This window comes from Ruminococcus sp. 210702-SL.1.03, from assembly GCF_020559915.1.
In the GTDB taxonomy this organism is placed as follows: domain Bacteria; phylum Bacillota; class Clostridia; order Oscillospirales; family Ruminococcaceae; genus YE71.
The window spans coordinates 195,320-210,664 of the sequence record NZ_JAJCLZ010000002.1; the positions used below are offsets into that span (position 1 = coordinate 195,320).

General features: G+C 52.5%; 13 protein-coding genes. 1 reads left to right on the forward strand and 12 read right to left on the reverse strand.

The annotated features are described in order from the left end of the window. Position 1: 1 nt before the first annotated feature. The 9 genes from LI114_RS02485 to LI114_RS02525 form a co-directional block, all read right to left on the reverse strand. On the reverse strand, positions 2-1,516 hold the full coding sequence (locus LI114_RS02485) for a PH domain-containing protein (protein WP_227219042.1): 1,515 nt from the start codon (positions 1,514-1,516) through the stop codon (positions 2-4). Then, on the reverse strand, positions 1,513-2,091 hold the full coding sequence (locus LI114_RS02490; RefSeq protein WP_227219044.1) for a hypothetical protein: 579 nt from the start codon (positions 2,089-2,091) through the stop codon (positions 1,513-1,515). Before LI114_RS02490 ends, LI114_RS02485 begins: the two co-directional genes overlap by 4 nt. Positions 2,092-2,165: 74 nt before the next feature. Beyond that, complete coding sequence (locus tag LI114_RS02495; protein WP_227219046.1) at positions 2,166-3,008, reverse strand: fumarate hydratase; 843 nt, start codon at positions 3,006-3,008, stop codon at positions 2,166-2,168. A gap of 35 nt (positions 3,009-3,043) precedes the next feature. Continuing rightward, on the reverse strand, positions 3,044-4,213 hold the full coding sequence (locus LI114_RS02500) for an amidohydrolase (protein WP_227219048.1): 1,170 nt from the start codon (positions 4,211-4,213) through the stop codon (positions 3,044-3,046). Positions 4,214-4,239: 26 nt separating this feature from the next. After that, the gene (dut, locus tag LI114_RS02505) at positions 4,240-4,683 is read right to left on the reverse strand and encodes a dUTP diphosphatase (RefSeq protein WP_227219050.1); all 444 of its coding nucleotides are present in this window, start codon (positions 4,681-4,683) and stop codon (positions 4,240-4,242) included. A gap of 2 nt (positions 4,684-4,685) precedes the next feature. After that, positions 4,686-6,755, reverse strand: coding sequence for a U32 family peptidase (locus LI114_RS02510; protein ID WP_227219052.1), 2,070 nt, complete (start codon positions 6,753-6,755; stop codon positions 4,686-4,688). After that, a complete protein-coding gene (locus LI114_RS02515) occupies positions 6,755-7,186 on the reverse strand; it encodes a cell division protein ZapA (protein WP_227219054.1) in 432 nt (143 codons plus the stop codon). The genes LI114_RS02510 and LI114_RS02515 overlap by 1 nt, the downstream gene beginning before the upstream one ends. Positions 7,187-7,369: 183 nt before the next feature. Then, positions 7,370-7,657 carry a hypothetical protein gene (locus tag LI114_RS02520; RefSeq protein WP_227219056.1) on the reverse strand — a complete coding sequence of 96 codons (288 nt, stop codon included), beginning with the start codon at positions 7,655-7,657 and terminating at the stop codon, positions 7,370-7,372. Between the two features lie 4 nt (positions 7,658-7,661). Continuing rightward, the gene (locus LI114_RS02525; protein ID WP_227219058.1) at positions 7,662-8,648 is read right to left on the reverse strand and encodes a PP2C family protein-serine/threonine phosphatase; all 987 of its coding nucleotides are present in this window, start codon (positions 8,646-8,648) and stop codon (positions 7,662-7,664) included. A 166-nt stretch (positions 8,649-8,814) separates the two neighbouring features. Between LI114_RS02525 and trhA the strand changes: the two genes are divergently transcribed. Continuing rightward, on the forward strand, positions 8,815-9,474 hold the full coding sequence (trhA, locus tag LI114_RS02530; RefSeq protein WP_227219059.1) for a PAQR family membrane homeostasis protein TrhA: 660 nt from the start codon (positions 8,815-8,817) through the stop codon (positions 9,472-9,474). Between the two features lie 108 nt (positions 9,475-9,582). Here trhA and nifJ read toward each other — a convergent pair whose 3' ends face one another. From nifJ to LI114_RS02545, 3 genes are all read right to left on the reverse strand, one after another. Beyond that, on the reverse strand, positions 9,583-13,176 hold the full coding sequence (nifJ, locus tag LI114_RS02535; RefSeq protein ID WP_227219061.1) for a pyruvate:ferredoxin (flavodoxin) oxidoreductase: 3,594 nt from the start codon (positions 13,174-13,176) through the stop codon (positions 9,583-9,585). Between the two features lie 376 nt (positions 13,177-13,552). Further along, positions 13,553-14,812, reverse strand: a complete 1,260-nt coding sequence (locus tag LI114_RS02540; protein ID WP_227219063.1) for a D-alanyl-D-alanine carboxypeptidase family protein — start codon at positions 14,810-14,812, stop codon at positions 13,553-13,555. A 32-nt stretch (positions 14,813-14,844) separates the two neighbouring features. After that, positions 14,845-15,333 carry a CBS domain-containing protein gene (locus LI114_RS02545; protein WP_022127586.1) on the reverse strand — a complete coding sequence of 163 codons (489 nt, stop codon included), beginning with the start codon at positions 15,331-15,333 and terminating at the stop codon, positions 14,845-14,847. Between the last annotated feature and the right edge of the window lie 12 nt (positions 15,334-15,345).

The window sequence follows — 15,345 nt, forward strand, 5'->3', positions numbered from 1 at the left end:
TTTATTCAAACATGATGTAGCCCTCGCGCAGACATATCTTCTTTATCTCATCGTAGGGCATGAATTTCATTTTATGGCATTTTTCTTTCTCGCCGCAGGTGTATATCATAAGCGTGCACCTGTTGTTGAGAAGCTGAAAAGGTGTTCTGCTTATGCTTATCTTGCTGATATTCGCCTTTGGCAGAAATACTTTGTGGAACTGGTACAGCTTGCAGTAGCTCATAGCGCAGCCGTTTTCGTTAAAGCCTACCGAGGTGTTGAACGAAGCGGCTACTTTTACTATAATGAGCCATATCAGAGGTATGGTTATGATTACAAGCAGTATGTTGAATTCCCGCTGCCATATGCTTACATACTTGTTCAGTATGTACAGCGCGGCGGGCGGTATGGCGCATACTATCATCGGCGTCCATACAAAGTCGCTGATGTTTTCTCTGCCAGTTTTTATCTCCGGCCGCGGCTTAGGCAGGTCGGGCACTAGCATTTTCAGCGAGGCGTTCATCTGCTGATAGGTGGTTATCGGTATCAGCGCTGAGATCTCGCGGCGCGATTTTCCGTAGCCGGTGCAGTCCAGCGTTACCGAGCATATCTTAAAGGCTTTCATAAGCAGCGTTTGCTGTAAGTCGTAGTAATTTATCTTGCTGCGGTTGATTATGTGGCGGCGCTTTATCAGCACTCCGCTTTTTACCAGCAGCTGATCTTCCGTGCGCGATATGGTGAAAGACCAGTGCCGCGCGAGAGTGGCTATGAAAGATATAAACCAGCCGCCTATTACCAAGCCCCCCAGTGCGAGCACAGCCTTAGGTATAGTCTGTGAGAGCTTGAAAAGCCGCGAATCTATCCGCGTAAGCTCGCTGTTTACTTTCAGCATCAGCTTTTGCTCAAATTCCAGACCGATAATTTTGTAGGCCTCGAACATGAACATTCCGTACAGCAGCATTCCCGAAAATGCCGATGAAAACAGCAGCGAGAACATCAGCAGGTGTGTCTTTCGCGGCGAGAAGGTCACTTTCGGCGCGCTTTCCTCGCTGTCGCGCACGAAGTCGAAAAGCAGGTCTGCGTTTCGCTTTGAGATGACTAGGCGCATATCTTCGCTCGAAAGCGTTCTCGCGTTCGTTTCGATGTACATGGTATAAGCCTTTACGGGACGGTTTATCCAGCTTTGGCAAAACGTGAGCGTGGTTATCTCGTTATAGTAAACTTTTGTGCGAACTATGCCGAAAAGTCCCGTGTGCGCCGTGATCCCGTCGCTCTCTATCGTGAAGCGCACGAATATCCAGCGCAGTACCGCCAGCGCGAAAATGCCCGAGATCGAGAGTATGTCTACCCAGTTAGTGCGTATCCAGCTCTGAAAATCGAAGCGCGAGGCTATCAGGTACTTGGTAAGCGGTATCAGCAGCAGCCACAAGTTCTTCGAGGTGTAGTCCAGCATTTTTACAGGGTGCTGGCGGTGGCGGAAGAAGTGCGATACCGCGGCGCGGAAGCCGTGGCGCATTTTATATTTCAGCTTAGTCATACAGCCCCTGCGCCCCCGCTCTTTTTATTTTCGTTGTTGTTGGTTTGCTCATGCTCATGCTCATGGTCATCCGCGCGCTTTTGCGGCTGCCTGCGTGTTTTTTGCGCGCGGCGCTGCGTTTCCTGCGGCTCTTCGCGGCTGCGGATAAGCGCGTTTATAGTTTCCGCTATCTCGGTAAGGTCGCTTTTTCGCATAAAGCATATCAGTATGCGCGCGCCGAGGGCGTTTATCACGGCGAAGTTAAAGCCTGTGAACCGCCCCAGCGGCGTTATTATCACCGATATTGATTTTATCGAGCTTATAGGCATATAGTCGTTCTTTAGGAATATAAAGCCGCCCGAGGTAGCTATCTCGTTTTTCGTGATTATGACCTTGGCGTGCAGAAAATAATGGGGTATCACTATCACCGCTATCAGCAGTATCAGCACCCATACCGCAGCCGCGATCATTTTTACCAGCTCTTCGGGCAGCATTGTGACGTAGCGGTATATCACCACGTTCAGCGCCGCGCCCGCAGCCGCTATGAGCAGATAAAACATAAGCATCGCCCTCTTGGCGGGCAGAAATCTTTTCAAAAGCTGCGTTCTCCTTTACAAATAGTACAAGTACAAAATGTACAGCCGTAAGCCGTCAGCCGTTCCGAATGTTATCAGATCTCGGCTTCGGCGTGGCGGGTAACGTGGCAGCCCACGTTTACTGAAACGGGCAGCCCCGCGATGTGCGTCGGGGCTTGCTCAATGTTTACGGCAAGGCAGGTCTGCGTACCGCCAAAGCCCTGCGGGCCTATACCCAGCTTGTTTATTTTATCAAGAATTTGCTGCTCAAGCTCGGCGTAGAGGGGCTTGGGGTTGCGCTGCGAAACGGGGCGGCAGAGCGCCTTTTTCGCAAGGTAAGCGCATTTTTCAAAGTCGCCGCCAATGCCAACGCCTATCACTATGGGCGGGCAGGGGTTAGAGCCTGCCTGCGCGCAGACGTTTACAACGTAGTCAACTATCTCTTCGCGCGTAACGGATGGGGTCATCATTTTAAGCTGCGACATATTCTCGCTTCCAAAGCCTTTCGGCGCACAGACTATCTTCACGCTCTCGCCAGCAACTATTCTTATGTGCAGCACCGCGGGGGTGTTGTCGCCCGTATTCACGCGCTCCAGCGGGTCGGAAACTACCGATTTTCTCAGCAGACCGTCAGTGTAGCCCGCCGAAACGCCTGCGTTTACAGCTTCTTCAAGGTCGCCGCCGACGAAGTGCACGTCCTGACCTATATCCATAAAAATAACAGCCATGCCCGTGTCCTGACAGATGGGCAGAGTTTCCTGCTCAGCCGCTTTCAGATTATCGAGAATGTCGTCGAAAACGCTCTTTCCTACTGGCGACTTTTCCGCCGCCGCGCCGCGCTTTATGCACTCGCACATATCCTGCGGCAGCACGCGGTTTGCTTTAATGCAAAGCTCTTTTACCGTCTGCGTTACTACGCTTACATCTATCTCTCTCATTATATTATATTCAATCCTTTTCTGCAAATTCCGTTTTAGTATCTTATCTCTTTGCGATATTTGATGAGCGTGCCGTTTATCATAACGAGTTTCGGTTCGCTCATAACTTCAAAGGGGCTGCCTTCGAACATCACCATGTCGGCGCGCTTGCCTGTCTCTATCGAGCCTGCCAGGTCGTCTATACCGCCTATTTCCGCCGCGTTTATCGTTACGGCTTCAAGCGCCTGCATGAATGTCATGCCGTTTTTCACCGCAATGCCCACCGTGAGCGGCAGGTACTCTATCGGCGTTTCGCTGTGGTCGGTGCATATGGCGGTCTTTACGCCGTGCTGCGCCAGCAGACCTGCGTTTTTCGGGGTGATGTTGGCAAGTTCGGGCTTGCAGGGGTCGCAGATTATCGGGCCGACGACCGCCGAAGCGTTCTCCAGCGCCAATTCGCCCGCGATAAGATGACCGTCGGTGCAGTGTATCAGCACATAGTCAAGCCCAAATTCACGGCTTATGCGCAGGGCAGTGAAGATGTCATCCGCGCGGTGGCAGTGGAAGTGCGCTTTCAGCTCGCCGCGCAGCAGGGGTATCAGCGCCTCGCTCTTCGGGTCAAGCTCGGGCAGGTCAGACTCGCTCTCGGCGGCTTCCTTGTCCGCCATGTACCTCTGCGCTTTAAGCAGCGCTTCGCGGATCATCGCGGCTATCGCCATGCGGGTGCAGGGTGTTTCGTCGCGGTTCATATATGTCATTTTCGGGTTCTCGCCGAGCGCGAATTTTATGCCCACGCGCCGCAGAAGCATATTGTCGATGCGCCTGCCATCGGTGGAAACTGCCACGATGTCGCCCGCCACGGGGTTCATCGAGCCGGGGGAGATAAGCACCGAGGTTATGCCCGCGTTTCGCGCCTTTTCAAACGACTCGTCGAATGGGTTTATCGCGTCGATGACCCTTAGCTGCGCCGAGCAGGGTTCGCTCTCCTCATTAAAATCTTCGCTTTCGATACCGACGCCGTTCGTAGTCAGTCCGACGTGCGTGTGCGCGTCGATGAAGCCGGGGTAGAGCGCCGCGCCGCCGCCGTCGATGTCAACGTCCTCAAAGCTTGAGGGCGTGCCCTCGCACACGGCGGTGATCTTGCCCTCAGTTATCTCGACCCAGCCCTTTTCGATGACCGAGCGGGCTTTGTTCATTGTAAATATTTTAACATTGTATATTTTCATAGAATATTCCTTGTCGTTCAGTTCGTTCAGTACTTTCCAGTGCTTCCAAATCCGCCGCTTCCGCGTTCGGTATCGGTAAGCTCTTCACATTCCTCTATCTCGGCGAATACCGCGGGCGTAACCACAAGCTGCGCTATGCGCTCGCCGTTCTGCACTGTGTACGCTTCTTTGGAAGAATTATGCAGCGGAATGAATATCTCGCCGCGGTAATCCATGTCTATAACGCCGACGCAGTTCGCGGGTGCAAGCCCGTGCTTCGCTGCCAGCGATGAGCGCGCGTAGGCCAGCAAAACGTACTCGCCGTCGCAATCAAGCTGCGCCGCCACGCCTGTAGGTATCATGGCAGTTTCGCCCGCGCCGATGGTAACAGCGCTTTCCAGACAAGCCGTAAGATCGCAGCCCGCGCTGTGCGCCGTCATGCGTTTCGGGATAACTGCGCCGTCACGCATTTTTTTGAATTTTAACTTCATATTTATCCTTTCAATCCGCGGTAATACAAACCTCTTGTTATGGTTTCGCCGTTTATCGCAGTACATTGCTTTTGATATTTGAACATATTTATAACTTCCGCCGCTCGCTCCGCCGACTCGTCAAAAAGCTCTATCTGCACGAAATCCACCGCGCGGAAATCCGCCATTTTGTCCGATATGCAGAGCAGGTCGGAGTTGAGCAGTTCGGTGTATCCGAGCCTTTTTGAGCACTTTATCGGGAATCGCCTGCCGGTTCTGTCGTAGACCGCGCCGGTGCATTTTTTGCAGCCGACCGCCGCGCGTATCGGGCAGTTGACCGTCAGCATGAGCGGCAGCCTGCCGTAACCCTCCGCACCGATTGGTATTTCCGGCGCTAGCGCGCTGATCTGCGAAGCTTTCATTTCTGGCGAGATCACCGCGTCCGCTACGCCGAATTCGCGCAGCTTTTTGAGCGCGAGCGAGTTTGCAATGTTCAGCCCCGCTGCCCCATGAGGCGTAAGCCCCAGTTTTTGCGCGGTTATAATGTGTGCATAATTCGTGCATAAAATGTGCTTAATATGCGTATGTTTTGCTTGCTCAAGCAGCGCAGTCTGACTATTTTCATCTAACGTGAAGCGCGGCATTGCTACGCCGAGCTTCTCGGCAGGGAAGCGCTCCGCAGCCTTTTTGATCTCGTTCATATCTAACGGCAGCCACGCGATCTCGATGTCCTCGGGGTCGAGCATGGCAAGCTGCTCCGCTTTACAGACGTTCACGCGCAGCCTCGGCTCGCCAAAATCGCGCTCGCGCGGTTCGGGCTTCGGGATATCCAGCGTAAAATCCACGCGGCGAGAAAAATGCTCCTCGCGCAGAGCGCTGAGTTTTTCGCAAAGTTCGCGGCGCGCAGCGTTCAGCTCTCCCGCCGCGACTGCCAATCCGTCGTCAATTTCGCAGTGCATATCGCCCAGTTCAAAGTAAGTATCTCCCAGCTTGCCCAATTGCTTGCGCAAGAACGCTTCATCGCAGGGCTTGTTTTGCGCCTGTTCGGGAACCTTGCCAATAAATTCCGCTCGCAGACCGTTCTCGTCCGTCGCTGTGATGTGCAAAGGCTCGCCGCGGCGCACATCGGCGGCAATATCCAGCCGCGCGCGCTTGTATTCGCGGCGGTAAAGCTCGTGAATGGCGGGGTAGGCGGCGGCGGCGGTCTTGGCGTCCTCGGCGGTGCGTGTGCCAAACATTTCCGCGCCCGTGCGCCGTTTCAAATAGCCATCGGTGAAGCCCCCGCGCGAGAACACGTCCGCCAGCAGTCGCTCGTCGTAATCCTCGCCCGCCAGCGCCTTTTTCGCACAGTACGCCGAAAGCGCGGCGTACTCGGGTCGCTTCATTCTGCCCTCGATCTTCAATGAATCTACGCCAAATTCAGCCAGTTCGGGCAGATCGTGCAAAATGCTCATGTCTTTCAGCGAAAGTACATGGTCTTGTCTTCCTTTTTTTACTGAACACGGCAGACGGCACGGCTGCGCACAAATGCCGCGGTTGGCGCTTCTTCCGCCGACCACTGCGCTCATCAGACATTGCCCCGAAACGGACATGCACAGCGCGCCGTGCACGAAGATCTCAATTTCCATATTTTGCAGCTTACACAGCTCTTTTATCACGTCCGCGGGCAGTTCGCGCGAAAGCACCGTGCGCGTGTAGCCCAGCCGCCGTGCAAATTCGCAGCCCGCCGCCGTGTGCAGGGTCATCTGTGTCGAGGCGTGCAGTTCCAGTTCGGGGCAGCAGCTTTGCGCCAGTTCCGCGACCGCCGGATCTTGCACGATCGCTGCGTCAACGCCAGTTTCGCAAAGTATCCGCAGCGTTTCGGCGCAGTCGGCAAGTTCGCCGTCGAAAAGCATCGTGTTCACCGCCGCATAGACTTTCACACCGCGCTGATGGCAAAAACTTACTGCTTCTTTGAGCTGCTGCTCGTCAAAATTCACCGCAGAACCGCGCGCGCTGAAGCGTTTCAGCCCCAGATACACCGCGTCCGCGCCGCTTTGCACCGCCGCAAAAAGCTGCTCCGGCCCGCCCGCGGGCGAAAGTATCTCCGCCATCACTTTTTCGGCGGCAGACCCAGCGCACCGGTGATGCTGCTCTTCAAGATCTGCTCGGCGGTGTTCTCATCGACCGCGAATTTCGTGCGCAGCTTCACTTCGCTCTCCAGTTGGCGGATGCGTTCGCGCTGGCGTTCGACCTCTTTTTTCAGCTTCTCGCACTCGTCGTGCGCGTCGTTTGCCGATTCGACGTAGGCGCTGATCTGCGTGCGTATATTTTTCTCAGTCTGCTTATTCTTAACAAGTTCGTCAAGACATTCCAGCGAGATTATCGCCGCCGCGTCCTGTATAGAAAGTGTTCGTTTCGCCGCTTGAAGCGCCTTCATGCGCTCGTTCAGCGTGTTTGCAAGGCGCTGGGTGTACTCCTCGCTCTCGTCGGTCATCATGGGGTAGCTTCTGCCATATATGTTTACTGTTACCTTATTTTTCATGATTTACAACCTCCTTAGATCTTTTATCTGCGGTCAAAGCGGCTCAGCGCCGCATATCTGCATACTCTCTTTTATTATAGCACATTTGACGAGTGTTTTCAATGGCTTTTTCACATTTTGTACACTTTGTTAAATAAAAAAGCCGAGCTTTCGTCGGCTCGGCATAAATCTCGCTGTTGATTTTCAATTTCGAGGCTCGCTCAGTTTTTTTCGGTACTCCGCCGCCAGCTCGTTTATCTTTGCGATCACCCGCTGGTATCCATCGTCGGAAAACTCTTCCTCAAATTCCGTCGAGATCTGCCCCAGTTCAAAGCATATCTCCCCATACCAAACGCTGACTTTCAGCGCGGGCGGCTCGGCTTTTTTCAGCGGTTCTATTCTGTAATTCATATCGCCGAGCAGACTTCCCATCCATATATTGCCGAAATCGAAGTACGCAAACGTCGGTACATCTATCAATCCATGATACATATTCTTACTCCTTTTCCTCTATATCGCAATCATTTTCATCTATTCCGCCAAAAAGCTCCTCAAATTCCAGCACTATGCAGGTAACGTTGTCCATTCCGCCATTTTTGAGCGCCTTTTCGGCCAGTACACGAGCCGAATTCTTGCAGTCCGCGGTCTGCGAAAGCGTCTGCGCGATCTCCTCTCGGCTGCACATATCCGTCAGTCCGTCGCTGCATATCAGCAGTTTCACACCCGCCTTTGCCGGCACGGGCATACACGGCTGCGGGTCAAGTCCCATTCCGCCGCTGTCAGCACCAAGAAAACTTGTCAATCTATGGTGGTCAGGGCTGTTCTCCGCCTCGTCCGCTGTGTAAACGCCCGCCTTTATCTTGCGCACGGCAAGCGTCTGATCTTCCGTTATCTGTAAAAGTGTGCCTTCATCGTACAGGTAAATTCTGCTGTCACCGATATAAAATGGATATGCTTGCCCGTCCTTCACGCACACCGCTGCAAAAGTGCTGCCACCGCGCGAACCCCTCTCGGCGCACATATCGCAAATCGCGTCGTTGGCGGCGCGGGTGTACTCGTTCATGTAGTAGGGCAGGTCAGATGACGCGGCAGTTCTGAAGATGTCCGTCATACCCTCCATTCGCGCGGCGGCTAGCGCTGAAGCCGTTTCGCCGAACGCTTCGCCGCCCATGCCGTCAAATACGCTGTAAAGATGCGTTTCTGTGGTCAGCTCGATGTACGAATCGCACTCGTTTTTGCCATAATTATGGCGATATTTGCCGTCTATGTAGAAATTATCCTCGTTATTAGCCCGCCGTTTGCCAACGTCTGTCGCAAAGCTGACTTTCAGATACAGGTCTTTATCCTTTTCCATGGTACTGTTAGCACTTATAGGTATCTGCAACGGCGCGCTGACAGCCACTGCCTTAGCAGGCTCGTCCTCAGTTTTGGATTCGTTTTTCTTAGATTTTCCAAAAAGCCGCTTGAACCATTCCCGACCCATAGCCGCAGACCTCTTTCCCAATAAATTCACTACTACTATTATAGCACAAAAATTGCCGTTTTGCAACGGTATTTTATCACAGTTTTCGGATTTCGTCGGTTGACACACCTCCGTTAAAGTGTTATTATTTAGATAGAGGTATTTGCTTTGAAGGAGATGTATATTTATGGAAACTGCAAGACCGCAGAGCGCGAAACGTTACACGCTCGGCGAAGAGATATTCAATTCCGTGTCGCACGGCGTGGGCGGGGGGCTATCCATCTCGGGAACAGTGGTGCTCATCGTGCTCGCCGCTATCCACTCCGATGCTTGGGGCGTTGTCAGCTCGGCGATATTCGGCGCATCACTTATAATTCTTTACACAATGTCCACGCTTTACCATGCGATAACCAACCCGCGCGCGAAAGCGTTCTTCCGCATAATGGATCATAACACGATCTTCTTCCTCATCGCGGGAACGTATACGCCGATAACGCTCGTGCCGCTTCGCGGTGCGTTGGGCTGGGTGCTCTTCGGAATAGTTTGGGGCGCGGCGGTGCTCGGCATCGTGTTCAACTCCATCGACCTTGAGAAATTCCGCAAGCCGTCGGTAGTCTGCTACATAGCAATGGGCTGGGTCATCGTCATCGCGATCAAGCCTATGCTGCAAAAAGTCAGCCCGATTTCGCTCTGGTTTCTGCTGATCGGCGGACTTTTCTACACCGTTGGCGTTATCTTTTACGTCAAGAAAAAGAAGAAATACTTCCACTCGATATGGCATCTGTTCACCATCGCGGGCAGCGTTTTCCACTACTTCGCGGTGGTCGGCATGATAGTCGGCGGGTAATTTGAGCTGATCGAATATCTAACGGCAGGCGCGCAAAACGCCTGCTTTTTTTTGGCGCAAAAAAAAAGACCCCGCATCTCTGCGAGGTCTTTATTATTCAGTTATGAATTACTTCTTAGCCTTGTCAGCGGGAGCTTCTTCAACGGTGTTGTAGAGCTTTGCATATCTCAGCAGGTAGTCATATCTGTCGTTAGCGTTCTTGATAGCCTTGTTGAACAGGTCTTCTGCTCTCTCAGGATTCTGTCTTGCCAGAGCGTTGTAACGAACCTCTCCCATAAGGAAGTCCTTATAGTCAGCAGTAGGAGCCTTAGAATCCATGATGAAAGGATTCTTGCCCTCAAGCTTGAGAGTAGGATTGTATCTGTAAAGGTGCCAGTAGCCTGCCTGTACAGCCTTCTTCTCCTCGGTCTGCGCGATCTTCATACCGCCCTTGATGCCGTGGTTGATACAAGGAGCATAACCGATGATGAGCGAAGGACCGTTGTAAGCCTCAGCCTCAGCGATAGCCTTGATGCACTGGTTGTAGTCAGCGCCCATTGCGATGTGAGCAACGTATACATAGCCGTAGGTCATAGCGATGCCTGCCAGATCCTTCTTCTTAACTTCCTTACCGGCAGCAGCGAACTGTGCGATAGCGCCGGTAGGAGTAGACTTAGAGGACTGTCCGCCGGTGTTGGAGTAAACCTCGGTATCGAATACGAAGATGTTTACGTCCTCGCCCTGAGCCAGTACATGGTCCAGACCGGAGAAGCCTATATCGTAAGCCCAGCCGTCGCCGCCGAAGATCCACATCGACTTCTTTCTCAGATAGTCAGCGTCCTTCAGTATCTCCTCAGATGCTTTAGTCTTAGACTTCTTCAGAGCAGCGATAAGAGCGTCGGTAGCGGGCGAGTTGGTCTTGCCGCAGTCGATGGTAGAGAGATACTCTTCGCAAGCAGCTTTGAGATCCTTAGCCTTAGTGGTCTTAGAAAGCTCGAGTACCTTAGCGATGGTTCTCTTTCTGATTGTATTCTGTGCGAGGAACATACCGTAGCCGTACTCAGCGTTGTCCTCGAAGAGGGAGTTTGCCCAAGCGGGGCCCTTGCCGTCCTTATTCTTGGTGTAAGGAGTGGAAGGTGCAGAACCGCCCCAGATGGAGGAGCAGCCGGTAGCGTTAGCGATGTACATTCTGTCGCCGAAGAGCTGGGTTATCAGCTTAGCGTAAGGTGTTTCACCGCAGCCTGCGCAAGCGCCGGAGAACTCGAGCAGGGGCTGCTTGAACTGCGAGCCCTTAACGGTGGTCTCCTTAAATTTCTCGTGAACCTCAGGCTTGTCCTTGAGGGTAAGTGCGTAGTTGAATACTTCCTGCTCAGCGAGCTGCTCGTCAAGAGGACGCATAGAGAGTGCCTTTTCACCCTTCTTGCCGGGGCATACGTTTACGCAAGAGCCGCAGCCTGTGCAGTCGAGCGCAGACATGGTCATTACGAAGTAGTAGCCGGGCATACCGGTGCAGGCAACAGCCTTCTTCTTAGCAAGTTCTGGAGCCTTCTTCAGCTCGTCCTCGCTCATGATAACGGGACGAATAACAGCGTGCGGACATACATAAGAGCAGAAGTTACACTGGATGCAGTTTGCGCCGTTCCAAGCGGGAACGTCTACCGCGATTCCTCTCTTCTCAAATGCAGCCGAACCCTGCGGGAAGGTACCGTCTGCCATGTGTACGAAAGTAGAAACGGGGAGCTTGTCGCCTACCTGAGCGTTGCAGGGGATCTGGATCTTGTTTACGAAGTCCTCGAGAACCTTGTCGTCGCAGGTAACTGCTGGCATACCCATAGGAGTATCTTCGCAGTCCTTCCACTTTTCAGGTACCTTAACTTCTACTACCTGATGGCAGCCGGCGTCGATAGCGTCGTGGTTCATCTTTACGATGGCCTCGCCCTTCTTAGAGTAAGAAGCGGTAGCAGCGTCCTTCATGTACTTGATAGCGTCGTCTATCGGGATGATGTTTGCAAGCTTAAAGAATGCAGACTGGAGAACGGTGTTTATTCTGTTGCCCAGACCGATCTCTTTACCGATCTTAACGCCGTTGATGATGTAGAACTTGATGTTGTTCTGAGCGATGTATCTCTTTACCTGTCCGGGGAGGTGCTTATCCAGCTCTTCCTCAGTCCACTGGCAGTTGAGCAGGAAAGTTCCGCCCGGCTTGATGTCGGAAACCATATCATACTTGTTGATATAGGATTCGTTGTGGCAAGCTACGAAGTCAGCCTGGTTGATGAGGTAGGTAGACTTGATAGGAGTCTTACCGAAACGCAGGTGAGATACAGTTACGCCGCCCGACTTCTTAGAGTCGTAAGCGAAATATGCCTGTGCATACAGGTCGGTGTGGTCGCCGATGATCTTGATGGAGTTCTTGTTAGCGCCAACGGTACCATCTGCACCCAGACCCCAGAACTTGCAGGCGGTAGTGCCGGCAGGAGCGGTGTCGAGCTTAACGGAGGAATCGAGCGAGAGGTTGGTAACATCGTCTTCGATACCGATGGTGAATCTGGGCTTGTATGTATCCTTCCAGGAAGCGTTCCAGTAAACTGCCTTGATCTGTGCAGGAGTAGTATCCTTAGAACCAAGACCGTATCTGCCGGAGGTAACGGGAACGTCGTGGAACTTAGTGCCCTTGAGCGCAGCAACAACGTCGAGCCACAGAGGTTCGCCGAGCGAGCCGGGTTCCTTAGTTCTGTCGAGTACCGAGATCTGCTCTACGGTGTCAGGCAGAGCCTCAACGAGCTTATCAGCGCAGAAAGGTCTGTAAAGACGTACCTTAACAAGACCGAGCTTAGTGCCCTCTTTCTCGTTGAGGTAGTCGATGGTTTCTTCGATAGTATCGCAAACAGAGCCCATAGCTACGATAACGTGAGTAGCGTCGGGTGCTCCGTAGTAATTGAAGAGCTTGTAGTCAGTGCCGATCTTGGCATTTACCTTGTCCATATACTCTTCTACTATTCCGGGGATAGCGTTGTAGTAGGTGTTGCAAGCCTCGCGAGCCTGGAAGAAAATATCAGGGTTCTGGGCAGTACCGCGAAGTACGGGGTGCTCAGGGTTGATAGCTCTCTTTCTGAACTCTTCGATAGCCTCGTAGTCTACCATTTCAGCTACGTCTTCCTTATCCCAAGTCTCGATCTTCTGGATCTCGTGAGAGGTTCTGAAGCCGTCGAAGAAGTGGATGAAAGGTACTCTGCCCTTGATGGTAGAGAGGTGAGCTACTGTGCCGAGGTCCATAACTTCCTGCGGGCTGCAGGAGCACAGCATTGCGAAGCCGGTCTGACGACATGCGTAGATGTCGGAGTGGTCGCCGAAGATGTTAAGAGCGTGAGAAGCTACGCATCTTGCGGAAACGTGGATAACGCAGGGAAGCAGCTCGCCTGCGATCTTGTACATATTCGGGATCATGAGCAGCAGACCCTGCGAAGCAGTGTAGGTAGTAGTCAGAGCGCCGGCTGCAAGTGAACCGTGAACAGTACCCGAAGCGCCCGCCTCGGACTGCATCTCGGCTACCTTTACGGGAGTTCCGAAGATGTTTGTCTGACCCTTGGCTGCCCACTGGTCAGTAACCTCTGCCATAACGGAAGAAGGTGTGATCGGATAGATAGCAGCGACTTCTGTAAAGGGGTATGACGCCCATGCAGCAGCGTTGTTTCCGTCCATGGTTTTCATTTTTCTTGCCATTTAAGAATCATTCCTTTCTAGATTCCGGGAAAGCGATGATATCTGCCGTCCCTTTTCTGAATTTCCCGGCACTTTGTAAATGCCATAGAAATTTTCGCACCGCCTTCACTGTGCCATTTTATGGTCGGTTCAAGCGGGCGTGGAAAGGCCATAGCGCAGCCCTCCCTACTGAATAATATTATAACACTTCTTTTCCGTTTTGTAAATACCCTTTATCAATTTTTTCACTTTTTTCACATGATAATTAACAAATACGCGCTCATTTTCGGAGTTACTTTATGCTAACTCACCAAAAAAATAAGAGGAACAGCCTTTTTCGTGGCTGTTCCTCTGAATACTTGTTCATATGAATTTATGTGGCTGTATCTGCCGCGGTTCACATAGGCACTTCGTCGTTCGGGATAGAGTCGGCGGCGGAGCTGTCGGGTACGGTCGAGGTATTCTGGTCGCTCTCAGTCTGGTCTATCGGCGCGGGGGTCACATCTACCGTGCTGCTCGATTCTGCCGAGCTTTCGGAAGAGCTGGAGCTGTCATCGCCCAGCAGGTCGTAAACGGGCAGGTAGCGCTCGGCTATCGTGAGGTTGTCGCTGGTAGCCGTTTCCGCGGTGGTGGACTTCATGGTAACGCAAACGTAGTAGGTGTCCTCTATCTTGTAAACGGAAGCGAGCGAGTAGCCCGATTCGTCGGTAAAGCCCGTCTTGCCGCCTATGATGTCGGCGTCCTCTTTGCCGTCCTCATCGCGGTCGATGTAGAAGCCGTCGTATCTGCTCATGAATATGCTGCTGAGGGGTATGCCCGCCTCGTGCTTGTTGCTCTTGTAGGTGGTGTAGTCTTTAGCCGAGATTATCTTGATAAATTCGTCGCTTATCTTATCGTTGTTCAGCGCGTACTCTACTATCATAGCCATATCCAGCACGGTAGAGTAGTGGTCGTCGTCGTGCAGACCGCTGGCGTTGGAAAAGTGCGTGCCGGTAAGGCCAAGCTCTTTCACCTTAGCGTTCATCAGCTTTACAAATTCTTTTTCCGAGCCTGCAACGTAGTTCGCCAGACCCAGAGTAGCGTCAGCGCCGCTGGGCAGCATAGCGCCGTAGAGCAGGTCTTCTACCGTTACCTTTTCGCCCGCGGAAAATCCCGCTACGGAAGCGTTCGCGTCGGAGAGGGACTTTATATCGCTCTTTGTGAATTTGTATGTATCGGAAATATCATCGCAGTTTTCCAGCGCGATGATAACGGTCATAAGCTTGGTGAGTGAAGCGGGGTAAGCTTTTTTCTTGTAATTCTTTCCCGCGTATATCTTGTTGTTCTCGCAGTCGAGCAGCACGCCGTACTTAGCGGTAAGTCCGTCAAAAGAGATCTTCTGGAACTCGTAGTCCTTCTCGGGGTACTCCATAAGCGCCTTAGGCTCTTCCTGTACAGGCTCCTGCTGGTCTACGGCAGAGGATTCATCGGCGAAGGATACCACGCCGTTTGCGGGCATATTCTGATTTTCATTTATGCTCGTTCTGCCGGTTACGACAAGCGCCGCCGTGCCTATCGCGAGCAGCATTATCATTATAAGTATAGCGCAGAGCGCGGCGTTGCCCGCGTAATTTCCCGCTATCTTCGTCATTCTTTTCATCTTTAGCTTTTTCATCATAGATCTCTCCTTATATCAGTACGGCAGCTGTATCAGTCGTACATCTCGTCCTCTTCAAGCTGTTCGCCCAGCTCGTTGCGTTCATACTCGGGCAAGAAAACATCTCCGTGCGCTTTCAGCGCCTTGCAGCATTCCTGTATTATGTCGCGTCGGGTGACTATCCCGATAAAAATATCGCGGTCGTCGATAACGGGCACGAAGTTTTGGTTCATAGATATTTCCAGCAGGTCTTCTATAGTCGAGTAGACGTATACCGGCTCGCACTTTACTCTGCGGGGAATGTCTTTCAGCGAGTAATCCTCCAGCTCAGTTATGTCGGTTATGTGCTTATCCAGCATGAACCACAAAAAGTCGCCCTCGGCGATGGTCTTTACATAAGAGCCGTCTTTGTTTATTACAGGCACTGCGGTGTAGCCGTGGTGCTTCATCTTCTCTATCGCCTGCCGCACGGTGCAGTCCTCGTAGATGTATGAGGTCATAGCTTTCGGCTTCAGCAGCTGGAGTATATTTTTTATATTCATTTTATGCGCTCT